The organism is Streptomyces sp. NPDC006691, assembly GCF_042869955.1.
Taxonomy (GTDB): domain Bacteria; phylum Actinomycetota; class Actinomycetes; order Streptomycetales; family Streptomycetaceae; genus Streptomyces.
This window is the reverse complement of the sequence record NZ_JBIAGW010000019.1, coordinates 42,392-62,956: the sequence shown is the minus strand read 5'-3', so window position 1 is coordinate 62,956 and position 20,565 is coordinate 42,392. Positions and strand designations below refer to the sequence as shown.

The following is a 20,565-nucleotide window of genomic DNA, read 5'->3' as shown; positions in this document are numbered from 1 at the left end:
GTCACCGCGGCACCGCCGACAGCTGCCGGTCCAGCGACACGAACGCGGCGAGGGTGCCCTTGGAGTGCTCCGCGCCCAGGTCCGCGACCTTGGCCAGCAGCTTGAGCCAGCCGTGCGGCCTGCCGTCGAAGTGCATGGAGATCCGGGTACGGCCGTCGGCGATGGGATCGAGAGAGAAGGTGCTGGTGCCCCGGAAGACACCCTCCACGTACTCGACCTTGAGACGGCGGCCCGGCTCCACGGCGATGGTGCGTGCGGTGAACCGCAGCTTCGGCCCGCCCTTGTCGACACCCTTGGTGTGCACGGTCACACCGACCCTGCCGCCCACGGCGTCCGGGGCGCCGGAGAGGGTGGTGAACGTGTTGGCGGGGACCCACCACTTCCTCGCACCGCGGAACTCGGCGACGAGCGCCGACCAGACGGTGTCTGCCGGGGCGTCGATCGTCGCCTCGTCGATCAGGTCGTACGTCGTCATGCCGAAGCCTCCAGTGGATACGGAACAGGGCGGAGCGCGGGGCAGCCTCCGCCGGGACTTCACGTCCGGTCGGGCCGCACCCGGGCCGCACCCGGGCCGCGGTCAGGCGAAGAAGCCCTGGCCGGGAGTGAACAGGTTCTTGGGGTCGTACTTCGCCTTGGCTGCGCGGAAGCCCGTCCAGCGGTCGCCGAAGTGGGCCTTCCAGTCGGCCTGGGTCATATTCGGTATCGCGCCAACCAGGTAGCGCTTGGCGCCCAAGGCAACCGCGGTGTCGTAAAGGCGACGGTTCTGGTCGAGCATGCCCTGTATGTCCGGCTCGCCCGGGTCGGGGAAGCGCAGCAGGTCGAAGAGGTAGGCGACCGGCTCGTTCGGCTGTACCGCCAGCGGCCGCCTGATCTTCGAGGTGACGTACGGGTAGACGAGCAGGTATCCGCCCCCCAGCGAGGCCGCGGTCAGCTGCTGCTCGACCTGCTTCATGAAGGTCTTCACCTTCGATGCCGGCAGGAACAGGCTCAGCCAGGGCTTGGGCCCGGGCCAGTAGCCCGCCTGCTTCAGATACGCCTCGGCCGCGTCGATCCGGAACGCGTACGCCCGGTACGTCTGATCCTCGATGACCGCGTCGGTCCGCACGTCCCTCAGGCCCGCCAGCAGCGCGTCGCGGTTCGGCGGAGTCGTGTCGTAGGCGGCACCGGCCTCCATCCGGTAGCGCCAGCCCGAACCGTCCGGCTTCTGGAGCATCTCGCCGGCCTGGATCTCGAACCGGCCGTCCTTCGTCACCATCTCGGCGTCCGCGAGATAGGTCTCCACGTCGTTGTAGAAGAGGCTGAAGACGACCACCCGGGCCGGCGCCGGGATCAGGGTGACGGTTGCCCGGACGATGATGCCGACCTGGCCGCCACCCGCCAGCGCCGCGTTGAACAGTTCCGACCGCACCGACGGGCTGGCCGTGACCAGCTTTCCGTCGCCCGTGACGATGTCGATGGACTGCACGGTGTCGCACAGCAGGCCGTACCTCTGCACGGTGCCGCCTATACCGCCGACGCTGATGGTGCCGCCGACCGAGAGGTGCAGGTAGTCCGTCAGCGCGGGCGGGGTCTTGCCCAGCGCCAGGGCGGCGTCGGTCAGCTGGCCCCACGTCACACCGGCCTCGACCACGGCGTGGTCGCCGCCGACCGAGAGGATCTTCGACATGCCCCTGGCGTCGATGGCGATGCCACCGGGGACCCGGGCCTGGCCGTACACGGAGTGCGACTCGATGTCGGTGCCTGTACCGCCCTGTCCGTTGACCGCGACCTTGATGCCGTTGGCCTGCGCGTATTTGACGATCGCGACAATGTCGTCGATCCCGCCCGGCCGCAGCACGGCCCACGGCCTGTTGCACGCGGCGTCCCACAGATGGCCGAAGTCCTTGCCGAAGGCCTCGACCGTGGCCGGCGCCGTCTCCAGCGTGCCGCTCAGTTTCGGCACCCGGACGACGTCGGCGTTGCCGACGGCCTCGGCGGCCGTCGCCCATGTCCGGTCGACTGTGTTCCAGCCGACCACGACAGCCGCGGCGGCCATGCCGCCGAGGAACCGGCGCCGCGAGGGCGCGACGGCGCCCTCGGGGTCCCCGGCGGGGATTCTGGGGACGGTGCTCATACGCCCGCCTCTCGGTCGGCATGGCTTGCTGCGGGTGAGATACGGGTTTGGCCGGTGCGCACCTGTGAGGCGAGCTGGTACTCGCTGAGGTCGAAGCGCTTGGTCTGGCTGCGGAAGCGCCAGGTGTACGTCGGCCAGATGGACGGATTGCGGCCGTTCGCATCCAGGTACCAGCTCTTGCAGTTGCCCGCGTTCCACACGGTGCCGTCGAGCCTGGAGTCGAGCGCCTTGTTGTAGGCGTCCTGCGCCTCCTGCCGGACCTCGACGCTGGCCAGCCCGCGCTTCTCGATCCGCTTCAGCGCGTCGAGGACGTAGGCGATCTGCGCCTCGATCATCACGACCTGCGAGGAGTGCCCCAACGTCGTGTTCGGGCCGAGCAGCATGAAGAGGTTGGGGAAGCCGGCGATCGTGGTGCCGCGGTGTGCGCTCATGCCGTCCTTCCACGCCTCGCGCAGCTGCACGCCGCCCCGCCCCCAGATCCGGCGCGCCACCGGTCGGTCGGTGGCCTGGAATCCGGTGCCGAGGATGATGGTGTCGACCTCGCGCTCGATCCCGTCCTTGCCGACGATGGACTTGGCGCGGACCTCCTCGATCCCGTCGGTGACCAGCTCCACATTGGGTTGCTGGAGCGCCGGGTACCAGGTGTTGGAGAAGAGCAGCCGCTTGCACGCCATGACGTAGTCGGGCGTGAGCTTGGCACGCAACGCCTCGTCCGGAACCGACTTCTTCAGATGGTCGCTCGCCATCTTCTGCATCTTCGCCGCGACCTTCGGGCGGGCCATCACGAAGGCCAGGACCTCCCGGCCCCACATGTTGAAGTTCCGCCTGAAGTTCTGATAGCCGGGCACCGAGCTGAGCAGCTTGGCCTGCAGAGGGCTGGTGGCCTTGTCGTTCTTCGGCCCGACCCAAGGAGGTGTGCGCTGGTAGACGTCGAGGTGCCCGACCTCTGGCTGGATCTTCGGAACGAACTGGATGGCAGAGGCGCCCGTACCGATGACGGCGACCCGGCGCCCGGCGAGGTCATGGGCGTGGTCCCAGTTCGAGGAGTGGAAGATCTTGCCGTCGAAATCCGCCAGACCCTTGATGTCCGGTACGGCCGCCTCACTGAGATAGCCGGTACCGGTGACCAGGACCTGTGCGGTGTAGTCGCCCTGCGAGGTCTCGATCTTCCAGTGGCGTTCGCCGTCGTCCCAACGAGCGGCCAGGAGATCGTGCCCGAAGCGGATGTGCGGGCGCACACCGAAGCGGTCGGCCGTCTCGCACAGGTACGCGTACAGCTCGTCGCGTTTGCCGAAGGTGGATTTCCAGTGCGGGTTCTGGGCGAACGAGAACGAGTAGAGGTGAGACATGACGTCGCATGCGCAGCCCGGATAACTGTTGTCGCGCCATGTCCCGCCGACCTCGTCGGCGCGCTCGAACACCAGAAAGTCGTCCATGCCCGACTGCAGCAGCCGGATGGCGGTGCCCAGGCCCGAGAAGCCGGTGCCGATCACCGCCACCCGCAGATGCCGGGTCGGGCCGTGCCCGCCGGAAACCGTCCCGGTGTCCCCACTTGCCCCGCCGTCCTTGGCCGGCTCGGGAATGCTCGTCATGTAGGCCTCCTCAGCGGCGGGTGATGGTGACGCGGAAGTTGTTGAAGAACTTGTCCTCAAGCGTGTACGCGAAGATGTCGAGGTAGCGCTCGAAGCGGGCTACGACCTCCTCGCCCTCCAGGGCGACGGCCTCGTCCCGGCGTTCGGCCAGCAGGACGAGCCAGGCGCGGCAGGCCATCGCGAAGGACTCGCGCTCGTTGACGATCTCGTCGATCTCGAAGTGGCCCTCGGCAGCGGCGCTCAGCTCGCTCAGGTGCGGGATGTGGCAGCCCTCGAACTCGGAGCGCTGGAGGAACTTCAGATCGTCGAGGAGGGTGCGGTTCATCGGCAGCGCCTCGGCGGTCATGGTGTGCAGCACGAACTTCGCCCCGGGGTTCAGGGCGTTCGCGACCTGCTGGAAGAAGAAGCGGTAACGCTTCGTGCGCTCCTTCGCCGGTAGATCGGAGGAGACGAAGTGCTCCAGAGCGTTGATGCAGAACGCGGCGTCGTACTTCTCGCTGTCATCCGCGACCTTGTAGTCCGCCCAGCTCTGGACCAGCGTGGTGACCCGCGGATTGCCGAGGCCCGAGATGAAGGCCTCCTGGGTGCGGGACAGGGTCAGGCCGACGGCCTGCTCCGCGCCGTGCACGGTGGTCAGGCGGTTGAGCATGGTGCCCCAGCCGCAGCCGATGTCCAGAACGCGCTTGACGCCGCCGGACGCCACGTTCGCGAGTTCGGCGAACTTGTCGAGCTTGCGTTCCTGTGCCTCGTCGAGGGTGGCGACCAAGTCCTCGTCGGGTTCCCAGTAACCGCCGGAGTACATCATCGTGGGGCCCAGCAGGAGCCGGTAGAAATCGTTGCTGACCTCGTAGTGGTGCCTGATCGCATCGACCTCGGGGTCTACCGACTTGGGGGCGACCGTTGTCATCCTGATCCTCGCTTCTGACTGTCCGCCGGGTCGTACTTCCGAACTCGCGTCTGAGAGAACCGGATGCGCCGCAAGGCGTGCGCAAGACGGAGGGTGAATTCCTGATCCGGGTCCGTGCTCCTTTGCCGCTCTCCCCCGTGCCGGCCGTGCGGCTCTCCGGAGGACGGGCGGCGGCCTGGACGGCGACGTCTGCGTCTTGCGTCTTCCTTGCGGGGGCGGCGATTTCATCACTCCCGAAATCGCGTACGCACTGTCGAGAGGACCGACCCATGTCGCTGCCCACCATCGAAGAGCTGGCGAGCCAGCTCGAAGCCGTCTCGGGTGCAGCCGAGGTGAGCCCCGACGCCCCGATCCAGCACATCACGGACGTCGACTCGCTGGACCTGATGGAGTGGCTGTACGGCTTCCAGACCCAGTACCCGCACATTCCGGCCGACGAGTCGATCTTCGCCGACCTCGACGACTCGACCACCTTGCGTGACGTGTACGCGAAGATCGTCCTGCTCGTCCCGGCTCAGGCGTAGCGAGGCTGACGTGACCGGCTTTGACATCACCGGATGGGGCATGGCGGTACCCGAACGTATCGTCACCAGCGCCGAACTCGCCCAGCGTTTCGGCGTCGACGAGCACTGGGTCGTCAGCCGCTGTGGCATCCGCGAACGCCGGGCAGTCGGTCCGGGGCAGACCACAGCGTCCCTGGCCGCCGAGGCCGGCCGACACGCCCTGGAGAAGGCCGGCCTGACCGGCGCTGACATCGCCCACCTCATGGTCGCGACCGCCACTCCCGAGCAACCGTCTCCGGCGACGTCCGCGTTTGTCCACCATGAACTGGGCATCTCGGGGAGCGCGCACGACATCAACTCCGAATGCGCGGGCTTCGTCTACGGGCTGGTGTCCGCGATGGCGCTGATCGCCATCGACCCCCGCCCGATCCTGCTGATCGGATCCGACACTCACACCCTGACGGCCAACCCTGCCGACCGGGATCTGTCCATCCTCGTCGGGGACGGCGCGGGTGCGGTCGTCCTCAAGCCGGCCGCGGAGAACCGGGTCAAGGCGTGGAACCTGGGCGCGGACGGCTCCTGCGCCGGCTCGCTCAAGGTGCTCGCCGGTGGCAGCCGGATGCCCACCACCGCGGAGACGGTGGCCGCGGGCCTCCACTACGCGCAGATCAACGGCAACGAGATCTACCTCAACGCCGTCCGCTACACCGTCCGCACGGTCCGCGAGACGCTGGAGGGCGCCAAGGTGGACGCGGCGGACGTCGACCACGTCGTTCCGCACCAGGCCAACATCCGGATCATCAACTCGATCCTGGCGCACACCGGGCTGCGGCAGGAGTCCTTGGTCACCAACCTGGAGAAATACGGCAACACCGCCTCGGCGTCGATTCCGATCGCGCTGACGGAAGCCCTCGAAGCGGGTCGGATCAAGCAGGGAGACAAGGTCTTGCTGGCGGGCTTCGGGGCCGGCATGACGTGGGGTTCGATCCTGATGGAATGGGGCGGCACCCCAGCATGAGCAAGAACGATACGGGTCAGCGTCCGGAGCACCCCGTCGCGCTCGTGACCGGCGCCTCGGGCGGACTGGGACAGGCGCTGGCACTCCAGCTGGACGCGCTGGGCTGCCGGGTCGCGGTCCACTACAACAGCTCAAGGGAGGCTGCCGAGGCCGTTCAGGAGAAGCTGACGAACCGGTCCGTCCTGGTGACGGGTGACATCGGCTCGTGGGAGGCCACCCGGGCCTTCTACGAGCGAATCTCCACCGAGCTCGGGCCGGTGGACGTCCTTGTGAACAACGGAGCCATCCGCAAGGACAGTCTGATGGCGATGCAGAACCCGGCGGACTGGGCGCAGGTGATCCAGACCAATCTGATCGGATCCTTCCACACCGCGCGGGTCTCCGTGCCGTACATGCTGCGGCAGCGGTGGGGCCGGGTGATCAACATCGTCTCCCCGTCAGGCATCATCGCGACGGCCGGCCAGACGGCGTACTCGGCGTCCAAGGCAGGTCTGATCGGCCTCACGCGCACCCTCGCGGCGGAGTGCGGCCGACGGGGGGTGACGGTGAACGCGCTGTCGCCCGGCTTCATGATCACGGGAATGACGCGGACCCTCCCGGATCGCGTCATCGAGGGGATGGAGGGCAAGGCCCCTGTCCCCCGCTTCGTCACGGTCGAAGAAGTAGCCCGCAGCCTCGGGCTCTTCCTGGACCAGGACTGCATGACGGGCCAGGTCGTCAGTATCGACAGTGGCGTGTCCATCACCTGACCGCCCTCGGCCCGCCACGGGTTCGGCACCCGGGGCCCCGCGTGCCGCCGGGCGTTCGTCCGGGCCGTCCTCGTTCTGCGTTGTACCGGTCCTGTGAGACCTCGGCGATCCGCCTCATGGGCGTACGCCGGCACGCGTACGACCGACTCGTGCCGGCCCACGCGCCCGCCGGGGAGGTGGCACGGGTCGCCCGGCCGCGGTCACCGGCCACCTCACGGCCATGCCCCGCAATGCCGCCACGACCCCGCCGCCGAGGGCGCGCCGCGCGTCAGGAGCGCGCGGCCAGGAGGCAGTCCTCGAAGAAGGTCAGGACGCGTAGGTGGTAGGCGGTGGCCGTGTGGCCGAGGCTGATGTTGTGGCCCGCAGCGGGGAGGTGCTCGACGGTCACCCGCGGGGACGAGGCCAGGAGGGCGGCCATCGACGCCAGTGTGGGCTCGTCCAGGCGCCACCACGCCTCGTGCTCCGCGAAGGTGAGCCGGACCGGGACACGCACGTTCGGCGCGAGGGCCTCGTACTGGGCGGGCCAGTGGACCGTCTCGGCCGACTCGCGCGGCGGGGTCGGAGACAGCAGGGCGCGGCTGTCCCGGAAGGTGCCGTGCGGGTAGAGGCGCAGAGGGCCCCAGTTGAGCCCGATGGCCCCGCCGCTGAGGGTGGCCGGCAGGCGCAGGGCCTGTGGACGGTACTGGTAGCCGACGCCCGAGACGTCCAGGCCCAGCAGCCGTATGCCGTCGGCCGCGGCGGCCGCATGGAAGGCCACCTTGCCGCCGTCCGAGTGGCCCAGGAGGAAGACGCCCGCGCCGATGTCGTGTCCGCAGGCGTAGTCCTTCAGGGCTGCCTGGAGCGTTTCGGCCTGGTCGGCCAGGGGCTGGCCCTCGGGAAGCAGGTGCGCCGAGTCGCCGTACCCGGGGCGGTCAACGGCCAGCACCGCATGCCCGAGGCCGGTGGCGAGCGGGATGAAGGAGTTCCAGTACGCCGCCCGCATGCCCCGGCCGTGGATCGCGAGGATCGTGGACCGGACGGCCCGGCCCTCCGGCAGCGCCAGGATCGCCGACAGCGGGACACCCATCGGCTTCAGCCTGTACACGGGCCTGCCGTCCTGTGTGGTCGTCATCGGACCGCTCCCGCCCGAGCACCCGCCACCGCGGCCATCCACGCCGTCGGCGACCCGCTGCGCAGCAGCGATGTGCCCACCAGCAGCCCGCGGAATCCGGCGTCCAGGAGCCCGGCGGCGACGGCGGGGCCGTCGATGCCGCTCGCGCTCACCGGGCACGCGGTGCCGGTGGCACGGATCGCCGGCAGCAGATCCAGGGAGCGGCCCAGGTCACCGGCGCCGCGCTCACGAGTCTTGATGTCCTTGTTGTTGACCGCGATCACACACTCGGCGGGATGGCGGATCTGTTCGAGCTCGGACTCCTTCGTGATCTCGACGAAGGGGGTGAGGCCGCTCCGGAGGCACTCCGTCACCAGCGTGAGCATGCTTGACCCGGGCAGCAGGGCTGCCGTCAGCAGCACCGCCGACGCGCCGAGCTCCTTCGCCGTGTGGACATGGTCCTTCCTGGTGATGAAGTCCTTCTGGAGGAGCGGCAGGTCGGTCAGCGCCGCGACGTCCCGCAGCAGGGCCGGCGAGCCGCCGAACCAGCGGCCCGTCACCACCGAGATGCAGGGCGCTCCCGCCGTTTCGTACGCCCCGACGATCGCGGCCGGAGTCCTGCCGCCGAGCAGGTCGAAGCCGTGTGCGTCGCGCCGTTTCACCTCCATCACCACGGGTGCCGGGCAGGCCAGGAGGGTTTCGAGAAAGGGGAACTCGGTACGGTTCCGTTTCGTCATCGCGACGGCTCCATCCGGGGGTGGTCGGGCACAGGGGTGTTGTCCGTGCACCAGGCGTGAGCCAGGGCTGCGATCTCCGCCGCCCCGAAGCTACCGGTCGACGGGTCACGCGCCGCCGTGTCCACGTCGATGCCGCGGAATCCGGGGTGGCGTACGGTCTCCTCGTACGCGGGGCGGCCGGCCGGGGTCAGGCCACCGGCCAGCAGGAAGGGCCGGGACAGCAGGGGCAGCAGATCCCTGACGCGGGCCGGGTCGAGGGTGCGGCCGGTGCTGCCGATCCGGCCGTTCTCCGTGGTGGTGTCGAGGAGGAAGAGGTCGGTGCCGGCCCGCTCGTACGCGCCGATCAGCGGGCGTTCCACACAGCCGCCGCCCTTCTCCATGTGCAGGACTTTGACGATGCCCACCTCATCGGGCAGTGCCCCGCGCAGGGCTCGCACCATCGCCGGAGGCTGGTACGCGTGCAGCTGCACCCAGCCGACACGGGTGCGGCGCACGGTGTCGGCCAGCCGGTCCGGGGCGGCCAGGAACGTGACCAGGACCGGCAGCAGGCCGGCCGAACGGGCGGCCGAGGAGAGGGTGGCGAGCTCGTCCGGGTCCAGTTCCGACGCGCCGCCGGAGACGCCGTGCCACAGTCCCACGCAGTGCGCCCCGGTGGCCGCCGCCTCGATGTCCTGCGGGGTCGTGGCCCCGCAGACCTTCAACAAGGGCGAGGGCAGCGGGCGTTGGGCGGTCACTTGCCGAGCCCCAGCTGTGAGGCGATCCGGTTGTACTGGATCTCGTTGGTGCCGGAGTAGATGGTGCCGCCGACGGCGCTGCGCACGTCCTGTTCCAGGCCGTATTCAGACATGTAGCCGTGGCCGCCGAAGACTTGTACGGCGGTGAGGCTGGTCGCCAGATTGCTCTCGCTCGTGATGAGCTTGGCGATGGCGAGGTCCATCGTGACGTCCTCGCCGGCCTCCAGCTTCTCGCCCGTGTCATAGAGCCATTTACGGGCGGTCTCCAGCTGGATCTTCGCGTCGACGATCTTGTTGGCGATGCCCTGGTACGAACCGATCGCCTTTCCGAACGACCTGCGCGTCTTCGCGTAGTCGACGCACCGGTCGAGGCGGTGCTGCATTTCGCCCACGTTGACGATGAAGGAGAACAGAATCTCCCGCTTCATCACATGGTCCAGGACCAGCAACCCGCCCCCGGTCCGGCCGAGCACCGCACTCGTGTGGACCCGGACTTCGTCGAGGAACAGTTCGCTCAACGGCGAGGTCCGCAACCCCATCTTCTTGACCGGGCTGCCCACGGTCAGTCCGGGGGTGTTCCGGTCCACCAGGAAAGCCGTCGTCCCGAGCGGGCCGCCGTCCGGATGGGTCCGGGCGTAGACCACCATCACATCCGCGACCGGCCCGTTGCTGACGAACACCTTGCTGCCGCTGAGGACGAAGTCGTCCCCGTCACGGACGGCCTTGGTGGTCATCGCCATGGCATCCGAGCCGCCCTCGGCCTCCGTGATGGCATGGGCGCCGATCATCCCGCCCGAGCAGATCCCGGGCAGGTAGCGCTCCTTCTGCCCCGCGGTACCGAACTTCTGGAGCGGGACTCCGGTGGAGCACATGGACGTGGTGACCGAGAAGCTGAGGCCCGAATCGCGGTTGCACGCGCCCAGTCCCTCCAGCACGTACATGGTGGTGAGGAGGGACTGGCCGATGCCTCCGTAGACCTCGTCGAAGGGCAGTCCGAGGACGCCGGTTTCCCGCACGACCTTCCATTTGTCATGCGGGAAGACGGACTGCTCGTCGAGTTCGATGTGGTCTGCGCTGAGCGCATCCCCCCACCGTTCCAGGCCTTTGCGCAGGTCTGCCTGGTCGGTGTTCCAACGGAGCACGACGGACCCCTTTGATCGGACTGATGATTCGATTCGGACGAGCGGTGCTTCGGTCGCGGTACTCAGTAGGCGGACGAGGTGTGCGCGTCCAGGTTGTGGACCTCGTCGCCGCGCAGGGCGGGCGAGAAGACGCAGACCAGGCGCAGATCCTCGTGCGGACTGGCGACGAGGTAGTGGGCATCGTGCTGGTCGAGGGCGTACATCCGGCCCGGGACCATCTCGTGCGAGGTGCCGTCGAGCTCGATGACCTCGCCGGAGCCTTCGATGCAGTAGCAGGTCTCCAGATGGTTGACGTACTCCAGACGGGACTTGGTGCCGGCTCGCACGGTGGTGTCGGTGACCGAGTAGCCCAAGCCGTCCTCGGCGACGAGGAAGCGGCGGCTGAGGCCGTTGCCCCACTCGACGGTCTTCACCGACTCGACGTCACGAATGATCATGGAATTCTCCTGTTCCGGATGGATGGTGGAACTGCAACTGGGCAGGGTTCAGCGCGGTGGCACGGGCAGGACCGAGCGGACGAAGTCGCGGAAGGCCACGGTCACGTCGAGACCGGCTTCCTGCGCCCGCTCCACCGCGGACACCGCGGCGGAGCCGATGATGGCGGCGTCGGCGCCACTGGCCCCGACGGCCTCCACGTCCTGCCGCGTGCTGACCCCGAAGCCGACGGCGATCGGGGAGTGTGTGTACGTCCGGAGCCCGCTGACCGTCCGGGCCAGCGCGGCGTGGCCGGCGGCGGGCGCGGTCCCGCTGCGTCCGTAGTGGGCGACGAGATAGAGGTAGGCGGAGGCGTGTGCGGCGGCCTCGGCCTGGACCTCGGGCGAGCTCTTGGCATAGCAGGTGGTGACGATCGGGAGCCCGACGGCCGCGGCGGACTCCCGGTGCCTCTCGCGCAGGCGCGGGGGCAACGCGTGGATGAGCAGACCATCTGCTCCCGCAGTGGCGATGTCCCGGGTGACGGCGGCCAGGTCCCGGTGGCCCAGGGAGTACCTCCAGTCGGCGAGCAACGCGATCCGTGTCCGCGTGAGCTGCGGCCGTATGCCTGCGAGGAAGGCGAGTACGTCTTCCAGCCCCGCCCCGCCCCGGTCCATCGCCCGACGCGCCGACCGCCGAACGGCCGGCCCGTCGGTGACCGAATCAGGGAAAGGGACGGCTAGTTCCAGGCAGTCCACCCCCTCTTCGTCGAGCATGAGGACCAGGTCCCGCAGGACCGGCAGCGGCGGGTCTCCGGCGTTGAGGAACACCGCGAGTCCCGGGCCCCGGCCGGGGGCGCGGTGTGCGAAGAAGGGCGCCGGCGCCGACGCTCCTCCGGCGGAGGGGAGCGCGTCCGTCCCGGCCGTGCCGGTCCCGGTCGTCGTCGCTGTGACGGCCGCGGGTTCACGCACGGGCCACCGCCTGCGCGGCCCGAGCCAGGTCGTAGGCGGCGCCGGACTCGACCGCTTCCTCGGCCAGCGAGAACGCGGAGCGCCAGTCCGGGTGCGTGCCGGCGGCCACGGCCAGGGCGGCCGCACCCAGGCAGACCGTGCGGGTGGCCACCGCGCCCGCCGTACCGGAGAGGACGGACAGGAAGTGATCGACCGCCGCGGCGGGCTCCGCGGCGGGCCGCAGATCCTCGAAGGAGCCTTCGCCCGGGGTGAGTTCGCCCGGCCGGATGATCAGGGTCCGGGAGTCTTCGCAGTGAACGGTGTTGGTCACGAAGGGCAGCAGCTCGTCCGCGCCACTCGTGTTCGAGGTCAGCCAGATCCGGCGGCCGGTGGTGGCCGCCGCGAGTTCACGCAGGGTGTCGAGGGGGGCGTTCGCCGAGACGCCAGTGACCTGGGCGGTCACCGGGAGGTCCGCGAGGAAGGGGCCCAGGGCGTTCAGGAAGCGGCCGAAGGGTTTCATGCTCAGCGGGGCGACGGTCCGTGCCAGCCGTGTCAGCTGCGCGGGGTAGACGAAGGGCCCGGCGAAGGCGATCCCGTAGGTGGCGAGGGTGTCCTCGGTCTGGGCATGGGAGGAGGTCAGACGGACGCCGAGCCGTTCCAGCAGATCGACGGAGCCGAGCTGGCTGGTGTAGGCCCGCGAGCCGCTCTTGACGACCTTGACACCGGTGGCCGCGGCGACGAAGGCCGAGGCAGTGGAGATGTTGAAGGTCCCTGGCCCGCCCCCGGTGCCAACGATGTTGACGGTGCCCTCCCAACGGGCGGGCACCGTGTTCGCCGTCCGGCGCTCGGCGAGTGAGTCCACCAGGTGAGACAGGGTCCGGTGGTCGGGGAGCACGCTGCTCAGAGCGGCAAGGAGGGCGACGGCCTCGGCACGGTCGAGGCTGCCGTCGCCGAGCTGGTCCCACCAGGACCGCCAGGTTTCGCGGCCGACCGGGGCCTGCCGCTCCAGCAGGCCGGTGAGGGCGTCGTGCACGGTCGGGCTCCTTCTCGCTCATCTCCGTCAGGGCTGAAGCAGGAATGCGTCAGGGATGAAAGGGCGGGTGGTGCTACGCGTCCGCTGTGCGGCGGGATTCGGTGATGAAGGCTTCGATCGCCGCGACACTGCGGAAGTTGTCGGGGTTCAGGTCGGTGTCGCCGATGGCGATCTCGAAGCGGTCCTCGACCCAGGCGATCAGCTTGAGAACCCCCAGGCTGTCGATGACCCCGTCGTTGAGCAGGTCGTGATCGGCCGAGAGCTCGTCGGCCGCGGTGCCCGGGAGGAACTCGGTGACGACGAAGTTCTTGATGGTGTCGATGTTGCTCATGACGCGGTTCCTTCGGTGAGAGGTGCGGCGACGGGCGTGGTGGTGGAGCTCAGCTGAGCGAGGGGGGCGACCGCGTTGCGGTCGACCTTTCCGTTGGCGCTCTTCGGCAACGGCGCGTCGGTGAGGGTGAGCCGATGGGGCACCGCGGCTCTCGGCAGGCGCTGGGCGCAGTGTTTGCGCAGTTCCAGCCCGGTCAGGGCGGAACCGGGGGCGCGCTGGACGCAGGCGACGAGTGCCTTGCCGGCGATCGGGTCGGGCAGGGCGGCGACGCCCGCCTCCAGTACGCCGGGGTGTGCAAGCAGGACCCTCTCGATCTCGGCGGTGTTGACGGCGACTCCCCGTACCTTGACCTGGAAGTCGGTACGACCGGTCAGATGGAGGTTGCCGGCGGCGTCGCGCCGTACGAGGTCGCCGGTGCGGAACCATCGGCGGTCGTCGAGGCCGAGCGGGTGGGAGGTGAACTTGCCCGCGTGCCGGGCGCGGTCGAGATAGCCGAGAGCCTGGAAAGGCGTGGAGACGAAGAGTTCCCCGCTTCCTGTCCCTTCGACGACGGTGTTGGTGTCGGGGTCGAGAACGAGGGCCCGTACGCCGGGCAGCGGCCGGCCGATGGGTACGGCCCCCAGGGAGGCGGCACGCGTGTCGACCTCGTGGATGAAGCTGTCGTTGGTCTCGGTGCAGCCGTAGATGTTGTGGAACCGGGCCTCGGGAAACAGGACGGGCAGGGCGGCGAGGGTCCGGTCGGGGATGGCGTCGCCCGTGAACATCACGTGCTCGACGCTGAGGAAGTGGTCACCGCTCCGGTCCGCCGCCTCCCTCAGGAGCCCGAAGGCCATCGGGACGGCCTGGACGACCTGGACGCGGTGGCGAAGGATCAGATCGCTCAGATGGTGGCCGTGGGCGGCCAGCGCCGGGTCGACGAGCACCACGCTCGCGCCGCGGGCGAGGCTGGTCCAGACGTCGAGCAGGCACAGGTCGAAGTTGAGGGGGGCGTAATTGAGGACGGTACGGCCAGGGCCGATCCCGAAGGCCGGGCCGGCCCACTGAGTGAACCGGTCCACGGCGTCCGTGCTCAGCGGGACGATCTTCGGCAGGCTGGTGGAGCCGGAGGTGGTGAGCATGAAGGCCACGTCGGCGGCCTCCTCAGCCGGGAGCGGCTTGGCCGCGACCGCCGCGTTGGGCCCGACCCTGGCAGGCTCCCCGCCGGGTGCGAGGACATGGGTGCAGCCGGCCTGCGCGAAGAGGTCGGCGAGCAAAGTGTCGGCGAGGGCAGGGGACGGGAGCATCACCGGTCGCCGGACCAGCAGGCAGGCGAGTACGAGTGCCACGGCGCCGGGTGACTTGTCGGCCAGGACGCCGACCGGCACCCCCGGAGCCAGATCCAGGCAGGCGAGCCGCCCGCTTTCCTGCCGGGCGAGTTCGTACAGCTCGCGATAGCTGGTTTCCGCCGCGTCGAGGACGAGAGCCGTGGCGTCCGGCCGCGTCCTGACCTGGGTGAGGAAACCCGCGACGATGCCGAGCCCGGCGGGGTCGGCGGCCGAGCCCCTGGGTGTCTGCGCACTGCCGGGTGCGGGGCCGGTCATCGGGGGCCGCCTGCCGACGGGGCGGCGAACTCGATCCAGCCCGCCTTCACGGCCACGCCCTTCGGCGTCTCGCAGGTGAAGCGGACGGTGTGGGCCCCGGCGTCCGGCCGGAAGACGATCTCCAGCGATACGCCGGGAGGCACCGGGGCCGAGAAGCGGCAGCCGAGGCCGCGCACCCTGGAGGAGTCGCCGGCCGCGAAGCGGTCCAGGGCCTCCTCCACCGCGAGGGCGACGACGCTCATGCCGTGCGCGATGACGGTGTCGAACCCGGCTGAACGGGCCGCGTCCGCGTCGAGGTGAAGGGGGTTCGTATCGCCGGAGGCGTGAGCGTACGCACCGATCCAGTCGGTGGTCAGCGTGTGCGCCGCCCTCTGCGGTTCGCCGCTGCCCACCGCGGCGGGCGCGGCGGGGGTGCCCGCGACGGTGCCATACGGCTCCAGCAGGGTCGCGCCCACCAGCAGGGTGGAGATGACCAGTTCCGCGAAGGGGCTCGGGCCGTCCTCGCCGACGAGCTCCACCCCCAGCTCGACCCGTGCACCCTGCGGCTGCTTGCGGACACCGAGCACGTCCAGCCGTACGGTCACCTGCTCGGCGGCCCGGACGGGCCGGACGGTGCGGATGCTCTGGCCGAGGTGCACCACGGACACCGGGCCCGGCTCGGCCGCGGTCAGCGCGGCGACGGTTTCCTCGGCCACCGTGTGGGCGAGGACGAAGGCGTGGACGGGGCAGGCCTGACCCGGCGCGGCATCCGGCAGCCCCAGCCGGACGGTGCGGCGGAACCCGGTGATCCCGGGCTCGGTGACGGTGACCGTCCGGACCTGTGCGGGGATCGGAGGGGCCGAGGGGGCCGACAGGAGCGTCATGCCGGCGTCACCACGAGGGAGGAGTTGTGGCCGCCGAAACCGAATGAGTTCGTTATCGCGGGTCCCGAGCGCACGGCGCGGGGTGCGCCGTGGACGACGTCGATGTCCATTCCTGGCTCCAGCTGTTCATGGTTGGCGGTGGGTGGTACCTCGCTGCTGCGCATGGCCTGCACGGTGGCGATGAGTTCGACGGCCCCGGCGGCGCCGATGAGGTGGCCGATGACCGACTTGGGGGCCGTTACCGGCGGCTGGGAGGCACCGAAGACCTTGGCGAGCGCGGCAGCCTCGGAGCGGTCGTTGAGCGGGGTGGAGGTGCCGTGGGCGTTGACGTGCACGATGTCGCCGGGGACGAGACCGGCGTCGACGATGGCTCCGGTCATGGCAGCCGCGGCTCCCGCACCATCGGTCAGCGGCTTCGAGAGGTGGTGGGCGTCGGCGGTGGCCGCGTATCCGGCGACCAGCCCGTACGTCCTCGCACCACGCGCGCGGGCGTCCTCCAGCCGCTCCATGACGACGAAACCGGCGCCCTCGCCCATGACGAAGCCGTCACGGTCCTTGTCGAAGGGGCGCGAGGCGTGCTCCGGGTCGTCGTTACGCAGCGAAACGGCGTTGAGGTTGCCGAAACCGGCCAGGGTGACCGGAGTGAGGGTGTGCTCGCAGCCACCCGCGATGGCGAGATCGGTGCGGCCGGTCTGGAGCAGCATCAGGGCGTGGCCGACGGCGTCGGCGCCGCTGGCACAGGTGTTGGCGACGGTCAGGGCGGGACCGGTCCAGCCGAGCCGGATCGCGATCTGGGCGGCGGCCGCGTTGGGCATCGTCATCAGCGGCATCAGCGGGTTGACCATGGCGGGTCCGCCCGCGCTGAAGTGGGCGGACTCCAAGTCGCTGGTGGCGCGGCCGCCAACAGCGTTGCCGACGACGACGGCGGTGCGTCCGGCTTCGGCGGTGGGCGATCCCGCGTCGCGGTGCGCGGCGAGAGCCGCGGCCGTGCCGTAGTGGGCGAAGGGGTCCATACGGCGGACGTCCTTGGCCGGCACGAGCCCGTCGAGTCCGCCCAGGCCACGGACCCGGCAGCCGATCCGTACCCGGTGGCGGCCAAGGTCGAAATGGGTGAGCTCGGCGGCGGTGGACCGTCCGGCCCGCAGCGTGTTCCACAGCTCGTCCGGGGTGCATCCGCCGGGGGTGACCACGCCCATGCCGGTGATGGCCACGGACGGCTGCGCCGAACTGCCCCTCGGCGATCGAGGCATGTCTGCTCCCTGAGGCGTAAGAGGCGGGTACGGGACGGTCGTGAGGGCGCTCAGATGATCCGGCACTGGCGGGCCGACGAGATGAAGGCCTCGGCGGCGAAGTCGATGTCGGCCGTGGTGTGGGCGGCGGTGATGGCGATGCGCAGCCGGGCCAGGTCGTTGGGGACGGCCGGGGTGACCACCGGGAGGCCGATGACGCCGTTCTTGCGGCTGACAGTGGCGAAGTCGTAGGCGGCGGTGTCGGACCCGGCGATCAGTGGGACGACGGCGGTCTCACTCTCCATGGTGCTCAGGCCGGACTCGTGGAGGAGGGAGCGGAAGCGGGCGGACTCGCGCTGGATGAACTCCACGCGGTTCGGCTCGCGTTGGAGAATCCGCAGGGACTCCAGGGCAGCGGCGGCCTGGGCCGGACCCAGGGCGGCGGAGAAGAGGAAGGGACGGGCCGCGTACTTGAGGTGGTGGATGAGTTCGGCGGAACCGGCGACCCAGCCGCCCATGGAGGGGACGGCCTTCGACAGGGTGCCGAGCTTGACATCGACCTTTGCCTCGTGACCGAAGTGCTCCTCGATGCCCTTGCCGGTGGCGCCGATGACGCCGAGCGCGTGGGCCTCGTCCACCATCAGCAGCGCGTTGTGGGTGTCGCAGACCTTGCGCAGGTCGAGGAGGGGGGCGATGTCGCCGTCCATCGAGTAGACGCTGTCGACGATGACCAGGCGGACGCCGGTGTCGGGGGCGGTGTTGAGGCGGCGCTCCAGGTGGGCGACGTCGTTGTGGCGGAAGCGGACGACGGTGGCGCCGGAGAGCTTGCATCCGTCGACGATGCTGGCATGGTCGTACTTGTCGATGAAGACGGTGTCGCCGGGACCGACCAGCGCGCCGACGGTGCCGACGTTCGCGGCATAGCCGGAGCCGAAGACGAGGGCCTGCTCACGGCCGGCGAACTGGGCGACCTCGGCCTCCAGTTCCTCGTGCAGCGGCGTGGAGCCGGCCAGCGCGCGGACCCCGTGGTTGCCGGTGCCGTAGCGGTCGACGGCGGCCTTGGCCGCCGCGACGACGCGCTCGTCCCCGGCCAGACCCAGGTAGCTGTATCCGGACATCATCAGCAGGCGCCGACCGTCCTGGTCCGCGTACGCCGAATCGCGCTCGACGGTGTAGGCGACGAAGCTGTTCTTACGGGCAGGCTCGTACTCAAGAGACCGCACCCGGTCGCGGAAGTACGACAGCTTCGGTTCGAGGCGGTCCCAGGCGGATACGGTCACTACTTCTCCTCGTCGCGAGCATCCGGCGAATCCGGAACCCCATAAGTGACCCGGCGTTCTTTCGGGCGGGCCCTGGCGGAACTCATTAATGCCCGCGGGGCGCAATAGCGGCGCAAGACCGCTACGGAGGATGGGACACACAGCGTTGTCGTACTGTTATTTGCTATCCCGGTTGACATCCGCTGATAGCCCGTACATATCCTCTGGGCGCACAAGCTAAGAGAAGCTATGCACGAGCTTGGGGGAGCTGAAGTGATGATCAGGCTCATCAATCTAGTCACAATCGAGACAAACGGGGGTCCACCTCGGCGTCTTTCGAGTGCCCAGGCGCAGGTGGCTTTCGCTCGGATGCTTGTTGAGCGGAACGTCGGTACGGAACGGCACCAATTAGCGGAAACGGTGTGGCCCGAGGGGCTTCCGGACACCTGGGCGTCCGCATTGCGGAGCGTCGTGAGCCGTGTGCGCACCTTCGTCACGACTTCGCACGATCAGCCCGGGGTCACTCCGCTGGTGGCGCAGGGGGGCCGTTACATCCTGCGGCTGCCGCAGGACGTGGTCGTGGACGTGGAGTGCGCGGAAGCCGCGGTGACCGAAGCTGCCGATGCTTTCGCAAACGGCTCCTTTGTGGTGGCCCAGCAGCTCGCGGCCGGCGCGGTGACCAGCCTGCGTGGTTCGTTCCTTCCCTCGCGCGAGGGCGAGTGGGTCAACACGATGCGCGAGCAACTCGAAGAAGTCCGCCTCAAGGCCCTGGAGATCGCGAGCCTGTCCTCGTCCAGTCTCGGTATCGAACACCATGCGTTGCGATACGCGGAGGAGGCGGTCCGCCGCGCACCGTTCCGGGAGAGCGCTTACCGCTGCCGGATGACGGCTCACACCCGGGCGGGCAACCGTGCCGAGGCGATCAGGAGCTACCAGCAGCTGCGCGAGGTGCTGGCGGAGGAGCTGGGCATCAGCCCGGCGCCCGAGACGGAGGCCGCGTACCTGGGGCTGCTGCGCGCCCAGGAGCCGTGGCGGGCCCCGGGCCGCTTCACCGCGCTTGAGCCGGTCCTGACGGCGGTCACCGAAGGCGCCCACGGCGCGTCCGCCCACCGCGTACCGTCCATTCCCGACGCCTGATCCATCCGCTCGACGGCTGCCGCCGCTCACCTGCGGCGGCAGCCGTCGCACGCCCGGCTGCCCCGGCGCCCGCCGCTGTGCCTCGGGCACTCCCGCGACGCCGGACCGGACGGCGGGGGTGCTGCGCCTCGGCTTGGTACCGCAGCTCGGGATTCTGAACCGTTACGAATGCGAATGTGATCATCTCGCGCCGCCCCGTACGCATCCGGTCCGGCTCCGGGTGCCGGGAGTGCGGCACGGCCATGTCGCGAGGCCCGGCCGAGGTGGGCCGCACGCGCACGGTCCGCCTCTTCCCCGGCGGGGTGGTGAAGCTGAACGGCACCTTCAGAACGCAACAAAGGGACATACGTCCACGATTGCCACCTTCTGGATCATTAGGTGATGGGAATGATGGGCAACTTCAGAATCCGCTAAGGTCGGATCGACGGAAAAGGGGATCGACATTCCCTTTGAGCGACCGCTTTATTAAATGGCGTGCCTGGTTCCGCTTGGTGCCTCCGGTGAACGGCCCGATACGTGGAATGATGCCATCGGATGCGTGCATGAAGAGCGACAGGTGATTTTCCCACCATCTGAGATGAGGACGTGCCATGAACTACAATCCTGCCGGTAGCTACCAGCAGTATCCCGGTGGCGGCCCCGGTCCGTACACAAGCCCGCCCGGGCCGGCGCCCGCCGCCGGGAGCAGCAAGGTGGCGACCGCCCTTCTCCTGATCTCGACGATCCTCATAGGGTTAATGGCCGGCCTCTTCTTCGCGTTCGACATTTCCGTGATGCCGGGTCTGGCGGCGGGCGACGAGCGTACGTACGTCACCGCGATGCAGTCCTTCAACAAGGCGATCGACGGCAACGGGCTCTTCGGCATGGTGTTCGTGCTCGCGCTGCTGACGTCCGCGGCCTCGGCGGTCGTCGAGTTCCGCAAGGGCCGCCGCACCGTGGCGATCTGGGTGGGGGCGGCATCCGTGGCCTACCTCGTCGTCCTGATGATCACCTTCTCCGTGGACATCCCGCTGAACAACGAGCTGGCCGACGCGGGCAACGCGGCGAAGATGACGGACTTCTCGATCGTCGACAAGTTCAAGGGCACCTGGGCCACCACCAACATCATGCGCACCCTGCTGTGCACGGCTGCCCTGACGGCCCTCTCCCGCGCCCTCGTCCTCTACGGACGTGCCACCCGCTGACCT

Annotated in this window: 21 protein-coding genes; 5 read left to right on the top strand and 16 right to left on the bottom strand. The window is 69.5% G+C overall.

Features of this window, described 5'->3' with window-relative positions; translation table 11 throughout:
• Position 1 precedes the first annotated feature (1 nt).
• From ACFYNP_RS30945 to ACFYNP_RS30930, 4 genes are all read right to left on the bottom strand, one after another.
• Positions 2-475, bottom strand: a complete 474-nt coding sequence (locus ACFYNP_RS30945; protein ID WP_388790123.1) for an SRPBCC family protein — start codon at positions 473-475, stop codon at positions 2-4.
• Positions 476-577: 102 nt separating this feature from the next.
• Positions 578-2,113, bottom strand: a complete 1,536-nt coding sequence (locus ACFYNP_RS30940) for an FAD-binding protein (protein WP_388790121.1) — start codon at positions 2,111-2,113, stop codon at positions 578-580.
• Entirely contained in the window at positions 2,110-3,705 is a 1,596-nt protein-coding gene (locus tag ACFYNP_RS30935; RefSeq protein ID WP_388790119.1) for a flavin-containing monooxygenase, read from the bottom strand. Before ACFYNP_RS30935 ends, ACFYNP_RS30940 begins: the two co-directional genes overlap by 4 nt.
• Positions 3,706-3,715: 10 nt before the next feature.
• Complete coding sequence (locus ACFYNP_RS30930) at positions 3,716-4,612, bottom strand: class I SAM-dependent methyltransferase (RefSeq protein WP_100579813.1); 897 nt, start codon at positions 4,610-4,612, stop codon at positions 3,716-3,718.
• Positions 4,613-4,881: 269 nt separating this feature from the next.
• Between ACFYNP_RS30930 and ACFYNP_RS30925 the strand changes: the two genes are divergently transcribed.
• Genes ACFYNP_RS30925 through ACFYNP_RS30915 form a run of 3 tightly spaced genes read left to right on the top strand, consistent with a single transcriptional unit; the run spans position 4,882 to position 6,882 of the window.
• Positions 4,882-5,136, top strand: coding sequence for a hypothetical protein (locus tag ACFYNP_RS30925; RefSeq protein ID WP_100579812.1), 255 nt, complete (start codon positions 4,882-4,884; stop codon positions 5,134-5,136).
• A gap of 10 nt (positions 5,137-5,146) precedes the next feature.
• Positions 5,147-6,133 (top strand): 3-oxoacyl-ACP synthase III family protein, encoded by a 987-nt coding sequence (locus tag ACFYNP_RS30920; protein ID WP_100579811.1) that lies wholly within the window; start codon positions 5,147-5,149, stop codon positions 6,131-6,133.
• The gene (locus ACFYNP_RS30915; RefSeq protein ID WP_100579810.1) at positions 6,130-6,882 is read left to right on the top strand and encodes an SDR family NAD(P)-dependent oxidoreductase; all 753 of its coding nucleotides are present in this window, start codon (positions 6,130-6,132) and stop codon (positions 6,880-6,882) included. Before ACFYNP_RS30920 ends, ACFYNP_RS30915 begins: the two co-directional genes overlap by 4 nt.
• Positions 6,883-7,150: 268 nt before the next feature.
• On the opposite strand, the gene ACFYNP_RS30910 is transcribed toward ACFYNP_RS30915, so the two are convergent.
• The 12 genes from ACFYNP_RS30910 to ACFYNP_RS30855 form a co-directional block, all read right to left on the bottom strand.
• A complete protein-coding gene (locus tag ACFYNP_RS30910; protein WP_388418901.1) occupies positions 7,151-7,993 on the bottom strand; it encodes an alpha/beta hydrolase in 843 nt (280 codons plus the stop codon).
• The gene (locus ACFYNP_RS30905) at positions 7,990-8,709 is read right to left on the bottom strand and encodes an indole-3-glycerol phosphate synthase (RefSeq protein WP_100579808.1); all 720 of its coding nucleotides are present in this window, start codon (positions 8,707-8,709) and stop codon (positions 7,990-7,992) included. Before ACFYNP_RS30905 ends, ACFYNP_RS30910 begins: the two co-directional genes overlap by 4 nt.
• On the bottom strand, positions 8,706-9,443 hold the full coding sequence (locus ACFYNP_RS30900; RefSeq protein ID WP_388790115.1) for an N-(5'-phosphoribosyl)anthranilate isomerase: 738 nt from the start codon (positions 9,441-9,443) through the stop codon (positions 8,706-8,708). The genes ACFYNP_RS30905 and ACFYNP_RS30900 overlap by 4 nt, the downstream gene beginning before the upstream one ends.
• A complete protein-coding gene (locus ACFYNP_RS30895) occupies positions 9,440-10,585 on the bottom strand; it encodes an acyl-CoA dehydrogenase family protein (protein ID WP_388790112.1) in 1,146 nt (381 codons plus the stop codon). Before ACFYNP_RS30895 ends, ACFYNP_RS30900 begins: the two co-directional genes overlap by 4 nt.
• Before the next feature lie 62 nt (positions 10,586-10,647).
• Complete coding sequence (locus tag ACFYNP_RS30890) at positions 10,648-11,022, bottom strand: ectoine synthase (RefSeq protein WP_100579806.1); 375 nt, start codon at positions 11,020-11,022, stop codon at positions 10,648-10,650.
• A gap of 48 nt (positions 11,023-11,070) precedes the next feature.
• A complete protein-coding gene (trpA, locus tag ACFYNP_RS30885) occupies positions 11,071-11,967 on the bottom strand; it encodes a tryptophan synthase subunit alpha (RefSeq protein ID WP_388790110.1) in 897 nt (298 codons plus the stop codon).
• Positions 11,960-12,979, bottom strand: a complete 1,020-nt coding sequence (locus ACFYNP_RS30880) for an anthranilate phosphoribosyltransferase (RefSeq protein ID WP_388790107.1) — start codon at positions 12,977-12,979, stop codon at positions 11,960-11,962. Before ACFYNP_RS30880 ends, trpA begins: the two co-directional genes overlap by 8 nt.
• A gap of 73 nt (positions 12,980-13,052) precedes the next feature.
• Entirely contained in the window at positions 13,053-13,310 is a 258-nt protein-coding gene (locus ACFYNP_RS30875) for an acyl carrier protein (RefSeq protein ID WP_100579803.1), read from the bottom strand.
• Positions 13,307-14,890: an AMP-binding protein gene (locus tag ACFYNP_RS30870; protein ID WP_388790105.1), complete on the bottom strand. Its 1,584-nt coding sequence runs from the start codon at positions 14,888-14,890 to the stop codon at positions 13,307-13,309. Before ACFYNP_RS30870 ends, ACFYNP_RS30875 begins: the two co-directional genes overlap by 4 nt.
• Entirely contained in the window at positions 14,887-15,753 is an 867-nt protein-coding gene (locus ACFYNP_RS30865; protein ID WP_388790102.1) for a MaoC family dehydratase, read from the bottom strand. Before ACFYNP_RS30865 ends, ACFYNP_RS30870 begins: the two co-directional genes overlap by 4 nt.
• Positions 15,750-17,003 (bottom strand): beta-ketoacyl-[acyl-carrier-protein] synthase family protein, encoded by a 1,254-nt coding sequence (locus tag ACFYNP_RS30860; RefSeq protein ID WP_388418879.1) that lies wholly within the window; start codon positions 17,001-17,003, stop codon positions 15,750-15,752. The genes ACFYNP_RS30865 and ACFYNP_RS30860 overlap by 4 nt, the downstream gene beginning before the upstream one ends.
• Before the next feature lie 50 nt (positions 17,004-17,053).
• The gene (locus ACFYNP_RS30855) at positions 17,054-18,262 is read right to left on the bottom strand and encodes an aminotransferase class I/II-fold pyridoxal phosphate-dependent enzyme (RefSeq protein ID WP_100579799.1); all 1,209 of its coding nucleotides are present in this window, start codon (positions 18,260-18,262) and stop codon (positions 17,054-17,056) included.
• A 450-nt stretch (positions 18,263-18,712) separates the two neighbouring features.
• On the opposite strand from ACFYNP_RS30855, the gene ACFYNP_RS30850 reads away from it, so the two are divergent.
• Together ACFYNP_RS30850 and ACFYNP_RS30845 are read left to right on the top strand one after the other, a co-directional pair.
• Positions 18,713-19,378, top strand: coding sequence for a bacterial transcriptional activator domain-containing protein (locus ACFYNP_RS30850; protein WP_234376724.1), 666 nt, complete (start codon positions 18,713-18,715; stop codon positions 19,376-19,378).
• A gap of 590 nt (positions 19,379-19,968) precedes the next feature.
• Positions 19,969-20,562, top strand: a complete 594-nt coding sequence (locus ACFYNP_RS30845; RefSeq protein ID WP_388790100.1) for a DUF1772 domain-containing protein — start codon at positions 19,969-19,971, stop codon at positions 20,560-20,562.
• The last annotated feature ends 3 nt before the right edge of the window (positions 20,563-20,565 follow it).